15 protein-coding genes are annotated in these 14448 nt (G+C 59.6%); 12 read left to right on the forward strand and 3 right to left on the reverse strand.

The genetic code is table 11. The features are described from left to right. Nucleotides 1–45 precede the first annotated feature (45 nt). From AC5SSZ_RS13140 to AC5SSZ_RS13190, 11 genes are all read left to right on the forward strand, one after another. A complete protein-coding gene (locus AC5SSZ_RS13140) occupies nucleotides 46–372 on the forward strand; it encodes a type II toxin-antitoxin system PrlF family antitoxin (RefSeq protein ID WP_005668772.1) in 327 nt (108 codons plus the stop codon). Beyond that, nucleotides 369–887 carry a type II toxin-antitoxin system YhaV family toxin gene (locus AC5SSZ_RS13145; protein WP_065331691.1) on the forward strand — a complete coding sequence of 173 codons (519 nt, stop codon included), beginning with the start codon at nucleotides 369–371 and terminating at the stop codon, nucleotides 885–887. The genes AC5SSZ_RS13140 and AC5SSZ_RS13145 overlap by 4 nt, the downstream gene beginning before the upstream one ends. Before the next feature lie 94 nt (nucleotides 888–981). Then, on the forward strand, nucleotides 982–1146 hold the full coding sequence (locus tag AC5SSZ_RS13150) for a hypothetical protein (protein ID WP_165610558.1): 165 nt from the start codon (nucleotides 982–984) through the stop codon (nucleotides 1144–1146). Beyond that, nucleotides 1136–1288, forward strand: coding sequence for an antitoxin PaaA2 family protein (locus tag AC5SSZ_RS13155; protein ID WP_009820264.1), 153 nt, complete (start codon nucleotides 1136–1138; stop codon nucleotides 1286–1288). Before AC5SSZ_RS13150 ends, AC5SSZ_RS13155 begins: the two co-directional genes overlap by 11 nt. A 102-nt stretch (nucleotides 1289–1390) precedes the next feature. Then, nucleotides 1391–5653, forward strand: coding sequence for a bifunctional class I SAM-dependent methyltransferase/DEAD/DEAH box helicase (locus AC5SSZ_RS13160; RefSeq protein WP_065331690.1), 4263 nt, complete (start codon nucleotides 1391–1393; stop codon nucleotides 5651–5653). A 121-nt stretch (nucleotides 5654–5774) separates the two neighbouring features. Continuing rightward, complete coding sequence (locus AC5SSZ_RS13165) at nucleotides 5775–6161, forward strand: DUF6878 family protein (protein WP_065331689.1); 387 nt, start codon at nucleotides 5775–5777, stop codon at nucleotides 6159–6161. A gap of 1 nt (nucleotide 6162) precedes the next feature. Beyond that, on the forward strand, nucleotides 6163–6624 hold the full coding sequence (locus tag AC5SSZ_RS13170; protein ID WP_065331688.1) for a DUF6915 family protein: 462 nt from the start codon (nucleotides 6163–6165) through the stop codon (nucleotides 6622–6624). 100 nt (nucleotides 6625–6724) lie between these two features. Continuing rightward, nucleotides 6725–7027 (forward strand): hypothetical protein, encoded by a 303-nt coding sequence (locus tag AC5SSZ_RS13175; protein ID WP_065331687.1) that lies wholly within the window; start codon nucleotides 6725–6727, stop codon nucleotides 7025–7027. Nucleotides 7028–7153: 126 nt separating this feature from the next. Beyond that, complete coding sequence (locus tag AC5SSZ_RS13180) at nucleotides 7154–7882, forward strand: DUF736 family protein (protein ID WP_065331686.1); 729 nt, start codon at nucleotides 7154–7156, stop codon at nucleotides 7880–7882. Between the two features lie 155 nt (nucleotides 7883–8037). After that, on the forward strand, nucleotides 8038–8574 hold the full coding sequence (locus AC5SSZ_RS13185; protein ID WP_228711382.1) for a hypothetical protein: 537 nt from the start codon (nucleotides 8038–8040) through the stop codon (nucleotides 8572–8574). Between the two features lie 147 nt (nucleotides 8575–8721). Further along, entirely contained in the window at nucleotides 8722–9303 is a 582-nt protein-coding gene (locus tag AC5SSZ_RS13190; protein WP_040610019.1) for a rhomboid family intramembrane serine protease, read from the forward strand. A gap of 254 nt (nucleotides 9304–9557) precedes the next feature. Here the strand turns inward: AC5SSZ_RS13190 and AC5SSZ_RS13195 are convergent, their stop codons facing one another. From AC5SSZ_RS13195 to AC5SSZ_RS13205, 3 genes are all read right to left on the reverse strand, one after another. Beyond that, nucleotides 9558–11003, reverse strand: coding sequence for an IS1182 family transposase (locus tag AC5SSZ_RS13195; RefSeq protein ID WP_065331940.1), 1446 nt, complete (start codon nucleotides 11001–11003; stop codon nucleotides 9558–9560). Nucleotides 11004–11103: 100 nt separating this feature from the next. After that, nucleotides 11104–11910, reverse strand: a complete 807-nt coding sequence (locus tag AC5SSZ_RS13200) for an abortive infection family protein (protein ID WP_228711384.1) — start codon at nucleotides 11908–11910, stop codon at nucleotides 11104–11106. A gap of 80 nt (nucleotides 11911–11990) precedes the next feature. Continuing rightward, nucleotides 11991–12941: a hypothetical protein gene (locus tag AC5SSZ_RS13205; RefSeq protein ID WP_495438360.1), complete on the reverse strand. Its 951-nt coding sequence runs from the start codon at nucleotides 12939–12941 to the stop codon at nucleotides 11991–11993. Between the two features lie 242 nt (nucleotides 12942–13183). On the opposite strand from AC5SSZ_RS13205, the gene AC5SSZ_RS13210 reads away from it, so the two are divergent. Beyond that, nucleotides 13184–13941 (forward strand): IS5 family transposase gene (locus AC5SSZ_RS13210; protein WP_495437918.1). Its coding sequence is split into 2 segments (ribosomal slippage): nucleotides 13184–13505 and nucleotides 13505–13941, totalling 759 coding nucleotides; the frame shifts between segments, so codons are not numbered across the junction. Nucleotides 13942–14448 lie beyond the last annotated feature (507 nt).

Genomic DNA, 14448 nt, shown 5'->3' on the forward strand with positions numbered 1-14448 from the left:
TTACCTATCGCGGGCAGCAAAGCCCCTTTTCTTCAGGAGACTGCCATGACAGCCCTCGCACAAGATGTCTCGAAGCTCACGGATCGGTATCAGACGACCGTGCCGGCGGGTGTGCGCAAACAGCTCAAGCTGGGCAAGGGCGACCAGATTCGTTACTGCACCGAGCCGAGTGGCAGGGTCTATATCGAGCCCGTGCGCAGCGACGAGGAAGATCCCGTGCTCGGAGCCTTTCTCGATTTTGTCGAGGCCGATATCAAGGCGCATCCGGACCGCATTCGGGCTTTCGATGGGGCTTTGCATGACCGTCTTGCAGCACTGGTCGGAGACGTTGATGTCGATCTCGATGCGCCGCTATCGCTCGAGGATGAATGAGCGGCGATAGCGTGCCCGCCCAAGCGCCCCTTGTCGTGAATGGATGGTCGATTTATGCGCACCCACTCTTTCTGGACCAGCTCGAAGGGCTGGTCGAGGAGGTAGAGGCGCGTAAGGCTCGCGATCCCAAGACCTGGCACAAGAAAAACCCGACGAAACGGCTGGCCGCCATCTTCAAGCTGGTCACCGAGGCCATACCTGCAGATCCGGGTGCCGCCGCCTTCCGGCAAGGCGGCACACTCGGCGATCACCGCAAGCACTGGTTCCGGGCGAAATTCTTCCAGCAGTATCGGCTGTTCTACCGGTTCAACAGCGATGCGAAGGTCATCGTGGTGGCATGGGTGAACGACGACAAGACCCTGCGCGCCTATGGCAGCAAGACGGATGCCTATGCGACGTTCAAAGGGATGCTGGAAGATGGCAATCCACCTGACAATTTCGACGCGCTCTTGAAAGAAGCAGCGGCGGCGAACAAGCGGTTCGAGACGTCCCTTGAAGCGGCGCCCGATCGGTAAGTGGGCCAGCTTGCTGTGACCCTTTGGCATTATCGTTTACGACGCCCCGCTGGTAGATGTAGCATCGGCTGATAATACGGTCGGAGAAAGCACAATGATTGAGGCGGAAAAGGATAGGCAGCACCTCGGGCTAGAGGAGCAATGCGCGCCTGACCTGACGGGGCACCGTTTCCCAATTGCTGTGCACATTGCAGACATGCCCGATGACCTCGGCAAGCTGCTGGATATCGGGCTCGAGGAGCATTTCCGTGGCGGCTGATGTCAATTCGTATGACGCGTGGTTTCGCGCGAAGGTGCAGGCCGCGCTGGAGGAGGAATGCACGGGAACATCTCAAGTTCAGGTGATGCAGGCCGCACAGGCATTGATTGATGCGAAACGGGAGGTCGAACCCAAGTCCTGACCAAGCCTTGGAGGTCAGCGCAGTCTGACCCCCGTCACCCTGAAAAGCGAAAGTGGGCTTTTGTCCTTTGGAACTCAGACCCTGATCCAAAGGAAAATCCCCATGTCCAAACCCAAACTGGCAAACCCGGCTCTCGCAATCTCCGAAGCCGATCTCGCCTCTGCGCTAGCGCTAATCGGCGCGGAGTTCGACCACCAACCCCTGCGCAGCTCAGCGCTCGCGCGCATCATGCGCGAGACGTTTCATGGCAGCGATGCCGGCGGTGCCTGGGACTGGCGCATGGCCTATGACCTGATGCAGGCCGCGGCCGTCCAGGTGCTGCTGCGTGGGGCCGACGCGGCAGGTGACATCGCTGCTGCAAAGCTGCTTGCCTCACGGCTGCTGACGGAAACCCGCCGGTCAGAGCAGCAGATCCGGCTGCAGCAGTTTTCCACGCCAATGCCATTTTCCGCCTTGGCTGTGCGGGCGGCTGCGGTCCGCAAGGGCGAGACCGTTCTGGAGCCCTCGGCTGGCACCGGTGCCCTGGCAGTTTTCGCTGCCCGGGCCGGTGCCACCCTTGTGCTCAACGAGATCGACCCCTTTCGCCAGAGCCTTTTGCGCGCGGTCTTTGGCGGCGATGTGACGGGCCATGACGGTGAGCATATCGACGATCTGCTGCAGACGCCGGTTCTACCCGACGTCGTGGTGATGAACCCGCCCTTTGCCTCCTCGGTCGATCGCTCGCGAGACAAGCACATCGCTGCCAAACATCTCATTGCGGCCGCGAAGCGCCTGGCACCCGGTGGGCGGCTGGTGGCGATCATGCCGCCGGGGTTCAGCCCCGAACGTGATGGCGCGCATTGGTCGCGCGCCTGCGGTCTCCTGACGCCGCGACTGGCGTTGACGATACCGGGGCAGGTCTACCGCAAGCTCGGCACCTCGGTGGAAACCCAACTGATGGTCTTCGACAAGGTGCAGGAGGACGGCGAGATGATCCGCGCCGCGGTTCAGGATCTGGAGGAAGCCCTTCCTTTTGTTGACACCATGGCCGCAAACCGGCCTGAGACGCGCCCAGTCCAACGGGCGGCGACAAACCCTCATGCGCGATCGGTCGGTCCACTACTTGTCACGCGCAAGCGCCCAGTTGCCAAAGTTGCGGCGTCCAACGCTCAGACCAACGCCGCCATACCGCTCACTTTCACAAGCCTTGAGGCCCCGCGCGACAACACGCCCGTCTCGGACATCTATGCGCGCTACCGTCCGCAGCGGATCGAGATCGCGGGTGCGCAAGAACATCCCACGCCGCTCGTCGAAAGCATCGCCATGGCCTCGGTTGCCCCGCCCATGCCCTCAAACACGGGCAGTGATGACTTGCGTCTGCCCGCCAGGCTGATCGAGGAGGGACATCTCTCAGAGGCACAGCTGGAAACCATCATCATGGCGCATGATGCCCATGGGCGTGATTTGCCAGGCCGGTTCACGATCGATGACGACCAGACAAAGCTGACGCGTGCCGATGATGACCCGTATGCGTGTCACTATCGCCTCGGGTATTTCCTCGGCGACGGCACCGGTTGTGGCAAGGGCCGCGAATGCGCGGGGCTCATTCTCGTGAACTGGCTTTTCGGGCGCAGGAAGGCGATCTGGGTCTCCAAATCCGCCACGCTTATCGAGGACGCGATCCGCGACTGGACCGATCTCGGCGGCTCGCCTGCCGACATTCAGCCACTTTCCAAATGGAAACCCGATCAGCCCGTCCCGATGGGCGACGGAATCCTCTTCGTCACCTACGCCACGCTGCGGTCCGCGGGCAAATGCGGTACCACGCGACTGAGCCAGGTTCTCGACTGGATGGGTGAAGACTTCGAAGGCGTCCTCGCATTTGATGAAGCCCATGCCATGCAGAATGCGGCAGGGTCCGAGCAGGGCAGGGGGGTCAAACCCTCCCAGCAGGGCCTTGCGGGCCTGCGGCTGCAACTGGCCGCACCGCGTGCCCGCGTCTTCTACATCTCGGCCACGGGTGCCACGAGCGTGCACAACCTGGCCTATGCCGCGCGGCTGGGGCTCTGGGGGCAGGGCCCCGAATACCCCTTCCCGAGCCGTGAGAGTTTCGTCTCGGCAATGGAAGCCGGCGGCGTGGCTGCCATGGAGGTGGTCGCGCGCGATCTCAAGACGCTTGGCCTCTACACGGCCCGCGCCCTCAGTTTTGATGGGGTGGAGTATGACGTACTCGGACACGCGCTCACCCCGGCCCAGATCGAGATCTACGATGCATACGCGGGTGCGTTTCGGACGATCCACCACAATCTCGAGGCGGCGCTGACGGCGACCGGTGTCAACGATGCCTCGGGGGAGACCAACGCCTCCGCCGCACGTGCCTCGGCCAAGTCCCGTTTTGAGAGCACGAAGCAGCGCTTCTTCAATCATCTGCTGATGGGCATGAAGGCACCGACCATCATCCGCGCGATCGAGGATGATCTGGCAACGGGCCACGCGTGCGTCATCCAGGTGGTTTCGACCGGCGAGAGCCTGCTGAAACGTCGGCTTGAAACGATGGACGCGGAAGACGAGCTCGTCGAGGGTGCCTTGACGCCGCGCGACTATGTTCTGGGCTACCTGGAACAGGCCTTCCCGATCCATGCGCAAAAGCTGGTCGAGATCGACGGTAACATGGTGGCGGAACCCTTGCGGGATGAGACCGGCGCGCTCGTTGTCTCGCGCGAGGCGCTCGCCCTGCGCGATGCGGCCATGATGGAGTTGATGACGCTGGCGCCGATTCCCTCGGCGCTCGACCAGATCCTCTGGGCCTTTGGCGACGAGGCAGTGGCCGAAGTGACAGGGCGGTCTATCCGGCCCCTCAAGGCCGAGGATGGCCATCTCTTCATCGAAAAGCGCGCCGCCAGCAGCAATTCCTCCGAGACCCAGGCCTTCATGGATGGCGAGAAGGATATCCTGATCTTCTCGGATGCGGGTGGCACGGGCCGGTCCTACCATGCGGCCCAAATGGCGAAGAACCAGAAACGGCGGCGGCACTATCTTCTGGAGCCCGGCTGGCGCGCCGATGCGGCCATCCAGGGGCTCGGGCGCACGCATCGCTCGGCGCAGGTCAGCGCGCCCTTCTTCCGGGTCTGCACCTCGGATGTGCATGGCGAAAAGCGTTTCACCTCGACGATCGCCAAGCGCCTCGACCAGCTAGGGGCCTTGACCAAGGGTCAGCGCGAGACCGGCTCGCAAGGCATGTTCCGCGAGGAGGATAATCTGGAAAGCCCGATCGCACGGGCAGCTTTGCGTGGGTATTTCGCCGATCTAGCCGCCGGGCGCGCCGAGGCGATGAGCTTTGAGAGCTTCACCGACTGGACGGCCCTGCGGCTGATCGACAAGGACGGGGTACTGCTCGAGGAGCTGCCGCCGATCCAGCGGTTTCTGAACCGGGTGCTTGCCCTTCCCATCCACATGCAGAACGCACTCTTTGCGGAGTTCATGGCGAGAATATCCGATCAGACGGAACGGGCGCGCGCGGCGGGCACGCTCGATCTCGGCGTCGAAACCCTGCGCGGCGAAAACATCGAACAGGTCTCCACCGAAGACCTCTGGACCTGCCCGAAATCCGGTGCGGTCACGCGGATCATCGGGCTCGAGGTGACGGACCCGGTCCGTGTGCTGTCGGCGGATGGCGCCCTGTCGCGCAACCCCGACAAGCTGCCGATGGTCAATCGCGCCTCCGGCCGCGCGGCGCTCATCTCGGCGCGGCCAATGCAGATGTATGACGAAGATATCGTCACCCTCATGCGCAAGGCCGTGCGGCCCAACGGGTCGAGCTATCTCGAGGAGGTGCGTTTCGCGTCCTCGGCCTGGGAAGAGATCGGCAAGCCCGAGTTCTCACGGCTTTGGGATGCCGAGGCTGCGTCCCTGCCGAATACCACCACGACCAAGCTCTACCTGCTGACCGGGCTGCTGTTGCCGATCTGGAAGGACATTCCGACCACGAATGAACGCATCTTCAGGGTCACGCCTGACGGGGCAACCGCGATGATTGGGCGCACGCTGAGCGAAGAAGGGGCGGCCGCGCTGCGCGCCCGCTTCCTCGTCTCCAACCCGGAAACACCGCAAGAGATGCTGACCGCCGCCCTCGGCACCACCGCACCGGTCGATCTGGGCCGGGGTCTCACCCTGACCCGTCGCCGTGTCGCAGGCGAGATACGCCTCGAGCTGGGCGGTGCGGATCTGGGTATGATCGAAAGCCTCAAAGCGCTTGGCTGTTTCACCGAGATCATCGCCTTCCAGTTGCGGGTGTTCCTCCCGCATGGGGACGGTGTCGACACGGTCAGCATTCTGGCCCGGATCGTTGGGCAGGGAACCACCAAGGCGGCAGAACAAGCCGCCTGAAAAGCCAAAGCGGGCTTTGGGTCGGGCGTCGCGGATCGGGGTTTGGCCGGTCTGCGCTTTCCGGGCCCGCGCTGACCAATGCGACGCCTGGCCCCCCAACTTCTGACAAGAGGACAGACCCATGACCAATCCCCAGATCGACTATGCCGCAATGGCGGCTCAGTGGCGCGCCGAGCGCGAAACCACCCTGAAAGCAACCCGAGCGGAACTGATCGCGCAATTGCGCGCGCTTGGCATCAACGAGGTCACCGCCGAATACGAAGGCTATGGCGACTCTGGCAATGTCGAGGACGTGAATGTGCAGCCTGCGGAGGTCAAACTGCCGGAAGCGCTTGTCACCGCCGTGGGCGATTTCGCCTGGTCACTCGCCTATCACCATCATCCGGGGTTCGAGAACAACGAGGGCGGCTACGGCACGCTGACCTGGGACATTGCAGCAGACAGCATCACCCTCGATCACGCCGACCGCTATGTCGAATGCTCGCACAGCTATGACGAGGGGCTTTGATATGGCGCATCCGCTTCATCATGCCGAAAGCTCGGCCCGAAAATTCGGCGGGGTGCCGTCTGACTATCAGGCCATCCACGATTGGTTCGATGCCTCGAAAGAGCACCTGGCGCTCTTCACGCACAGGGCGCTTCGCCACCATACCCAAGGTCTGTTCGATGCTGAACGTGTCTTCGGTCTGACCCTGACCAATAGCGCAGGTCGGGACATCCCCGTGCGCTGGATCGGCGAGCAGCATATCCGTGAAGACTGCCAAGGCCGTATCCCGAGTATGGCGGACTGGCTGCGACGCATACAGCCTGAGCCATGGATGGCCAATGGCCATATCGAGCAGCACCTCAGCGGGGAGCCCTGCGGTGATCCAAGGGTTGCCTGGGCCTCCGAGGTCGCCGCCGGACGAACGGTTCTTGGCCTGAAAGATTGGATGGCGGCGCGCGCGACGCAAGCCACGCAAAGCGCCTGACAGCTCTCGGTCGTTTGCCCAACGAATGCTGCGCGTAAGCCCTGTTGGACGACCGGGCTTCTTGCGTCGTTTCCCCACTATTGTTCTTGAGGAGGAGTGCATGACACTCGAAGATATCAAAGCGGCCGTCGATGCCGGGCAGACCGTGCACTGGGCCAATACCGGCTACGTTGTCCACAAGGACCGGCTGGGTCAGTACCTGATCACCTATGTGCTGAACGGCAGCTGCATCGGCCTGACCGACAGGGGCGGGCAAAGGTTGAACGGGGAAGAGGCGGAGTTCTTCCTCGCGCGATCGGAGGACGGCGCGGAAAATCCTGGCAGCCAATCAAGACCACACGGGCAGGGGAGGGGCGTAGCACCCGGAGGCGCGGGGGCACATCCACTCGGACGGCAGCGCTGAGCCGGGGGCGGGGCATAAAGGGAAAGCAAGCTTTCTGATTTGTGACCCTAGGAGGGGTCGAGAAAGCAATCCCGGATGCGCTGGCAAGAACGTCAGGCACTGGCCAATCCAAGAAGGAACTATCCCATGTTCGCAGGAACCCTCACCCGCAACGTCGAGACCGCAGCCGCCGAATACACCGGCATGATCCATTCGACGCGCTTTGACATCGCCATCCAGCTCGAGGCACGGGCCAAGATGTCCGCGCGCAGCCCGGATTTTGACGTGACGGCCGTCAACAAATCAGGCCGCAAGGTGCGCATCGGCACGGCCTGGAACGAGACCGGCAATACCAGCGGTAACCCCTACATCTCGATGCAGATCGATGTCGGCTTGGGTCCGTTCCGGGTCAACGCGGTGCAGACGAACGAGGCGCGCGCGGCCCAGAGCGGCGCGTTCGAGATCATCCCGCTGGTCTCGAACGGCCTGATGAAATCCGGCTCGATCTCGGGCGAGCTCACCGCCATGGACGCCGACAACGCCTTCACCGGCTACATCGCCAACATGATGTTCGATCTGGAGTTCATGCTGATCGAAAACAGCTACAAGACCGAGGAGACCCACCCCGACTACCGGATCGAGGTCAGCTCGCCCCGGGGCACACCGATCCGCGTCGGCTCGGCCTGGATGGCCAAGAGCAGCCGCACGGGCAATGACTACCTGTCGCTTCTGATCAACACGCCCGATGGCGACCTGCGCGTGAACGCCGTGCAGAACGAAGAGCAGCGCGGTGGCCAGACTTTCTCGATCATTCCGTTCATCGACAGCGGTGATCAAGCGCAAGACGCGGGCGCGGGGCTGTCGCTGGTTGCCTGATCAGCGCGCGGGGTGAGACGATCTGAACCGAAAGGGGAGCCGTGGGATCACGGTTCCCCTTTTTCCATGTCCGTTTGCGTCAAGGACGCCACCCGCTTGCGATCTGCTGACTATGATATACGATAATATATTATTGAATGGACAAGGGTAGGCGCATGGTGGCGAGACTGGGAAAAGCTCCGTGGTTCGAGAGCTTTGATGTAGACGCAGAGGTTGCAGAGCTTCTTGCTCATATCGAGCGTTGCACCGGATTTGCGCTGCCTGAACGACAGCGTGATGTCCTCATGACCCATGCAAGGGCAAAGCTCGACAGGACAAGGCAGGCAGTTCTGGAGGCCAAGGCTGCGGGAAAGCCGGTGTCCACATCGCGCCGCGCCTATCTGACCGACCTGCAGGACACGATCTTCATGGCGATCCCGGAAGAGAACCTCGCGCGGATGCTTCTGAGCGAGCAGGTTGTGAACGATCCATCATTTTACGCGGACGCCATGCACCGTGCCGCTGCGATCAGCGAGGATGAGCTATTCATGGCGCTGTCCTCTTCGCTGAAAGACATGACAGTTCAAGACGCCCGCGCGTTCGTCTCCAAACTTTGGCACGGCACGATTGACGACAATGCCCGCAAATATGCCGAAGCGTTGAAGCGCCCCGAGCGTGAAATCATGCCGCTGCGGCCTGGGAACACCGTGTAAGATCGGAGCCATTCTCTTGGCTTGAGCACTACCGAGGTTGGCCGCCGCGACCCCCTTTCCCGGAGGTGGCACCCTGTGCAGCGCGCGAAAGCCGTTGAAGGCGCTGTGGGGACGACTACTGTCGCCAACATGATGAAACGGGATCACATGCGCGTCTTCTTCCGGCGAACCGCGGCGCTTGCCGCCTTTGTCGCGCTGCTCTGGGCGGTTCAGGTTGTCAATTGGATCACCGGTTACGGCCTGAACCCGGCCTTCGGCCTGATCCCCAGGCATGGCAGCGGGTTGGATGGTGTCATCGCTATGCCCCTCCTGCATGGGAGCTTCTCGCACCTGATGGCCAACACGCCGCCGCTCCTGGTGATGGGTGGACTGCTGGTGGCAACAACCACGCGAGCCTTGCTGTCCGTGAACGCCGTGGTGATCGGCCTTGGGGGCGGTCTCGTGTGGTTGTTCGGCGGCTCGGCGATCCATATCGGTGCGTCGGGGCTGATCTTCGGCTGGTTTGGCTTCCTCATCGCGCGCGGTCTTGTGGATCGCTCCCCGATCACGCTGGGCGCGGCACTGGTGGTCGGTGTCCTCTATGGCTCTATTATCTGGGGCGTTCTTCCGGGCCAACCCGGCGTGTCGTGGGAGGCACATCTCTTCGGCGCCATCGCGGGCGCGGGCGCTGCGTTCCTAATCCGAACGCATGTACATGCGCCGCGCCTCGGCGGCGTCGATCTGAACTGAAGCCGTACGCCAGACGTGGTCGGCCCCGAACTGCCGTTTATCCTTCAATCTGATTGCCGCATTTGCAGCCCGCAAAGCGGAGAGGCTGTGTGGAAACTGGCTGGTGTTGCCCAGCTTTCCCCGAGTTTGGGTCTTGGAGCGTGATTTGCCAATCGGTTCAATTGGAAACTTCAGGCTCGGCCAGGATTCCGCCTCTGCGGCGCTCTGGGTCAGTTTCCCTTTTCAAGAAGCCGTTTTTGCCAAAGCATCGCGGATTAGGCCCTCATCGCGGCAATCAGGGCTGGGATGCCGATGATCTTCATGACGCGGGTCATATTGTAGGCAAGAACGTGCAGGGCCATCTCGGTGGCGACGTTTTTCAGCCGCCTCATCTTGAAGTGCGTCGCACCCATCCATGACTTGATCGTGCCGTAGGGGTGTTCGACCGTCATGCTGCGCACAGCCAGTTGGGTGGGATCCTTGTCCAGGCGCTGTTGAACACGTTCCAGAACATCTTCATGTTCCCACCTACGGATGCGACGTTCTTTGCTGTTCGTGCATTTGTATTTGAGCACGCAACCCTCGCAGTGGCTGGACCAGTAGGTCCGGATCGCTTTGCCGTCTTGCTGACCCGTGAACCGATAGATCAGTTGTTGGCCTGCCGGGCAGATGTAAGCGTCAGCCGCAGCGTCGTAGGCAAAATCGGCTTTGTCGAACTGCCCGCGCGCACCAGCATTCGATGTTTGAGGTTTGGGGACAACGACCGCGATACCGGCCTCTTCGCAGGCCAGGATTTCTTCACTCTTGTAGTACCCCTTGTCCGCGATGACCTCGATCTGATCTGTGGCCATCGCATCGCGGGCGGCCACCGCCATCATCGACAAAGCATCCCTGTCATAACCCTGCATGGTGACTTCATGGGCGACGATAAGGTGGTTATCTGCCTCCACCGCCGTTTGGACGTTGTATCCCACGACGCGCGGCATGCGGGACGTTGTCGCCATGGAGCGCGCATCGGGATCACTCAGCGACACCTGTGCCTCGCCCGTTTCATCCATGCGTCTCTCGATCGATCTGTAGCGACAGGCTTCCTTTTGCAGATGTTCCAGCTTTCGCAGGGTGCGTTCCATGCGCGCTTCGGGCAATACCGTTCCGGTCTGCTCAAACACCTCGTCGGCGCGATCCAACTCACCCAGATATCGTTCAATCGCCTTGTCAATCTCGCCCAGCTTCTGACGCAGCTTGCCACGCGTGTAGTTCTTGGCCTTCGCATTCACCGCCTTGAACCGGCTGCCATCGATAGCAACGAGGGTCCCATCCAGCAGGTTGATGTCGCGACATAGCGCGACGAACTGCTGACAGACCTTGCGGATCGCGGGGCCGTTATCCCTGCGGAAGTCCGCAATTGTCTTGAAGTCCGGCTTCAAACGGCCCGTCAGCCAAATGAGCTCCAAGTTGCGCCCGCACTCACGCTCCAATCGCCGCGATGACTGGACCTGATTGAGATAGCCGTACAGGTAAATTCGCAGCATCAGCCCCGGATGATAGCCGGGTCGACCCGTCGCAGCGGGCGACGCGCTGAAGCCCAGCACGGCAAGATCAAGCATCTCAACGAACGCATCAATCGCTCGAACTGCGCTGTCTTCACCCACGTAGTCGTTAAGGCATTCAGGCAGCAACATCGCCTGATGTCGATCAATGCCCTCAATAAACTGACCCATAAAATGCCTCCGCACCGAATGCAGAAATCATACCATCATTCAGATCAGCAAGGGAGTTTTCACACAGCCTCCGGACGTTGCCGACGGGGGCTAACCTCAATCAATCCTCGAAAAAGCGCCCGTCAATAGCCTTGGAGAACCGCAAGAACGCAGTCACGCTGTCGAAGACAAAACGAGCTTCCTCCATCTGCACGAGGTCAGGATTGTCATGCGCAAACGACTGATCGTTGCGGATTGGATTCAGCGCCTCGAAGACGCTGATGGAGCTTTTGACAATGCGCTCTGAGATGGGATTAAGGTTCTTCTCTTCGCGGAGGATTTTAACGTATTTTGCGACCCGCGCATGAAGGGCATCGTCCTTCCCGCAATCTTCGCCACCATGCTTGCGGACAAGAGAGGCAAAACGCTTCATGCAGTAGGTATGAAGGCGGTCAAGCGCCGCTTGGGGTTTGTTTGCATCCAGGTCACGGCGGATTGAAGCAACCAATTCTTCCAATGTCTCGTTCGGCTCGAAAGTCTCAATGGCAGAGGCATCAATTGCATCCGTACGCCCCTCGATCCGTGCGACAGTAGAAAAATACGATTCTTTAAGTTTGTCTTCATTCCGCGCATCTTGTGCAAACTCTATCGCCTCCCGATACTCCCAGAGTTCGCGCAGGATTTTTGCCACTAACGTGGGCTGAGCACGTTCGACAAACGCTCGCAATCTTTTCGCTTTCGATGTTCCTCGCCCGCTAAAGAGCTGCGACTGATCTTCCGGATCGATGGCAATGGTCTCATAGAAGAAGTCGTTGAAAGTGCGATCGCTGAAATCTAGAACATATCCGCCTTCCATCCCCAATGCCTGCTCGAGCGCTTCGCGTTCATGCCGCGGTATCAACTTTTCATATGTATTTCGGCCTATCATGCTTTGCAGACACCTAAGTGGGATAAGACAATCGAGAGGGGCCACCAGTAGTCGCCCGTTTTTACAGTGCGATTGAACGACTATTGCGCTGCCGATAGTGTGCCCTTCGACTTCCGGTCAAAGTTTGAGCGTCCCTCCAGCATGCTGACGAACGCCTCATTGCGGTTGCTGGCTCGGTCAATCAGCCTATCAAACGCCAGAACTTCAATAATGAGATTCAGCTCTCGGTAGTAACGATAGGCCATCTGCCCACCGAAATTGGTGCGGATGAAGTCTTCCGTTTTCAAATAGCGCTCAAGCTTATCGTTCCAATCCGCCAAGATGTATCCGCGCACCATAGATGTAGCATCAATAGAGATTTCGCGACCGCCTGAAGTGATGACCTTGCCCCGCTCACGGATGTCCAAGACTTGGTTCTTCAACTGGTCTACTGGGTTCTTGGTGTCGGCCTCTTTGGTGCTATCATAGTCCTTTTTCTGGGGACGCTTCATTTCTACAATCATAAGCTCATCGTCATTGTTTATGAGCAAATCGTGCGCAAACTCGCCCTTGCGCCTCGCATTACCTTCCGGTGTTCGATCACTTGAAATGTAGCGTGCATAGGCCAAGTCATCGTCAATCAGCCAAAGATTGTGAGACGCATAGTCGATTTGCTCACTGTCTCTGTATCGTGGATAAATCAGTTTGTGCACCTTATCTTCGGTCGCCAACCCATCATCATCTTTGTTGAGCAACTGGCGAAATACTTGGATCACATTGTTCCGATATGCAACGTAGACCGCCAACGCTTCTTTGGCATCTTCCGGTATCTTGTCTCGTACGAGCCGCACAAGATCTTCGACACTTGTTTCTTCACTCAGTTTGGTGAAATCGAATTTCTGTCGGAAGCGTTCGACGAACAAATCTTGTGCCAATTGTTCGCGGGTTTCCGTGATGCCACGTTTCTTGACAAACTCTTCGCTGGTCTTTCCTCCCAAGCCGCGCCTTAGAAGCGGATCAATCGCAATCAGGTGGTCAACGTGTTCCTTCATCTTTAGACGCCGATCGGACGTATACGTCTGCTCAAGGTCCAAGATGTGGGCTTTAGCCATTGCAATCAGGTGGTCCTTAATCGACTTCTTGGTTTTGTTGTGGTGAATCTTAGCGTGCAGGTTTGTGATCCGATCACGCGACTGAGAAGACTTAAAGAAATCGCTGGAAACAGCTACTAGGGTCAGGACCCATTGATTTCCGTCCAGCGGCGTGATTCACGGTTCGAAAATCGAGCGGTAACATGTCTGATCTATTCTGGCTTACGGACGCGCAGATGGCGCGTCTTGAGCCCTTCTTTCCCAAGTCCCATGGCAAGCCACGCGTCGATGATCGACGTGTGTTGAGCGGTATTATCTTCATTAATCGCAATGGGTTGCGTTGGCGCGATGCCCCTGCGGCCTATGGCCCGCACAAGACGCTCTACAACCGCTGGAAGCGGTGGAGTGACAAGGGCATCTTCGCCCGGATGATGGTGGGTCTGGCTGCCGAACACGGCGAAGAGAAGACTGTGATGATCGATGCGACCTACCTCAAAGCACACCGGACAGCGACCAGTTTGGGCGTCAAAAAGGGGGGCGTGGACGCCTGATTGGTCGGACGAAGGGCGGCATGAATACCAAATTGCACGCCATTTGCGACAGCCAAGGACGCCCACTGAACCTGTTCGTGACCGCAGGACAGGTCAGCGATTACATCGGTGCCCGCGCCATGGTGAGCAGTTTGCCCAAGGTGGACTGGCTGCTTGGAGATCGTGGCTATGACGCTGATTGGTTTCGGGAAGCGTTGAAAGACAAAGGGATACGCGCCTGCATCCCTGGCCGAAAACAGCGGAAGAAAACGGTAAAGTACGACAAGCGTCGCTATAAACGCCGAAACCGGATCGAGATCATGTTCGGAAGGCTCAAGGATTGGCGACGTGTCGCAACCCGCTACGACAGGTGCCCAAAGGTCTTCCTGTCAGCCATCGCACTCGCAGCGCTCGTCATTTACTGGCTATGAGTCCTGACCCTAAATCGTTTTCCCACCTGTCTTCTATTGAGTGAAAGGCATTGGAAATTGCCTCATACATGGGGAATAGGAAGCCTTGCAGTCCATCCGGTAATGTGGCGCGCTTAACTTCGGCAGTTAAATCAATCGTCTTATGCTTCAAATGGAGCACCTTTCATGTATTTGGTCGTGCGTCAGTGAAGAGCTTGGCCCGGTCCACCCCTTGATACCACGAGGTTTGGGCCGGACCAATGTCCGTTCCCCATTCCTATGAATGTTGATTTGTCCCCTCGATGAAAGTCCGCTCCCCGACCATCACCTCGAATGCCTGGACAAGCAATCCCTATAGTCGGCAGCGTAATTCCTGCACATCAATCGTGGCCAGAGCCTTACGGCCTCCCCTGCTCGGCTTCGCGTGTCGCAGGGGAGAACGGCCCTTCGGTCCGTCGCGCATTCGGCCATGCGGCCTCACCGCGGCGTCGCACCCGGCATCCCGGTTTGCCCGCCTCACGAGCACGT

The sequence above is a fragment of the Phaeobacter sp. CC-HEC084 genome (genome assembly GCF_059429255.1).

Bases quoted from the DNA above. Each gene is read 5' to 3' on its own strand.
- AC5SSZ_RS13200 (WP_228711384.1), bottom strand. From the start codon at position 11,910: ATGATAGGCCGAAATACATATGAAAAGTTGATACCGCGGCATGAACGC.
- AC5SSZ_RS13150 (WP_165610558.1), top strand. From the start codon at position 982: ATGATTGAGGCGGAAAAGGATAGGCAGCACCTCGGGCTAGAGGAGCAA.
- AC5SSZ_RS13145 (WP_065331691.1), top strand. From the start codon at position 369: ATGAGCGGCGATAGCGTGCCCGCCCAAGCGCCCCTTGTCGTGAATGGA.
- AC5SSZ_RS13170 (WP_065331688.1), top strand. From the start codon at position 6,163: ATGGCGCATCCGCTTCATCATGCCGAAAGCTCGGCCCGAAAATTCGGC.
- AC5SSZ_RS13140 (WP_005668772.1), top strand. From the start codon at position 46: ATGACAGCCCTCGCACAAGATGTCTCGAAGCTCACGGATCGGTATCAG.
- AC5SSZ_RS13195 (WP_065331940.1), bottom strand. From the start codon at position 11,003: ATGGGTCAGTTTATTGAGGGCATTGATCGACATCAGGCGATGTTGCTG.
- AC5SSZ_RS13165 (WP_065331689.1), top strand. From the start codon at position 5,775: ATGACCAATCCCCAGATCGACTATGCCGCAATGGCGGCTCAGTGGCGC.
- AC5SSZ_RS13185 (WP_228711382.1), top strand. From the start codon at position 8,038: ATGGTGGCGAGACTGGGAAAAGCTCCGTGGTTCGAGAGCTTTGATGTA.
- AC5SSZ_RS13175 (WP_065331687.1), top strand. From the start codon at position 6,725: ATGACACTCGAAGATATCAAAGCGGCCGTCGATGCCGGGCAGACCGTG.
- AC5SSZ_RS13205 (WP_495438360.1), bottom strand. From the start codon at position 12,941: ATGAAGGAACACGTTGACCACCTGATTGCGATTGATCCGCTTCTAAGG.
- AC5SSZ_RS13180 (WP_065331686.1), top strand. From the start codon at position 7,154: ATGTTCGCAGGAACCCTCACCCGCAACGTCGAGACCGCAGCCGCCGAA.
- AC5SSZ_RS13190 (WP_040610019.1), top strand. From the start codon at position 8,722: ATGCGCGTCTTCTTCCGGCGAACCGCGGCGCTTGCCGCCTTTGTCGCG.
- AC5SSZ_RS13160 (WP_065331690.1), top strand. From the start codon at position 1,391: ATGTCCAAACCCAAACTGGCAAACCCGGCTCTCGCAATCTCCGAAGCC.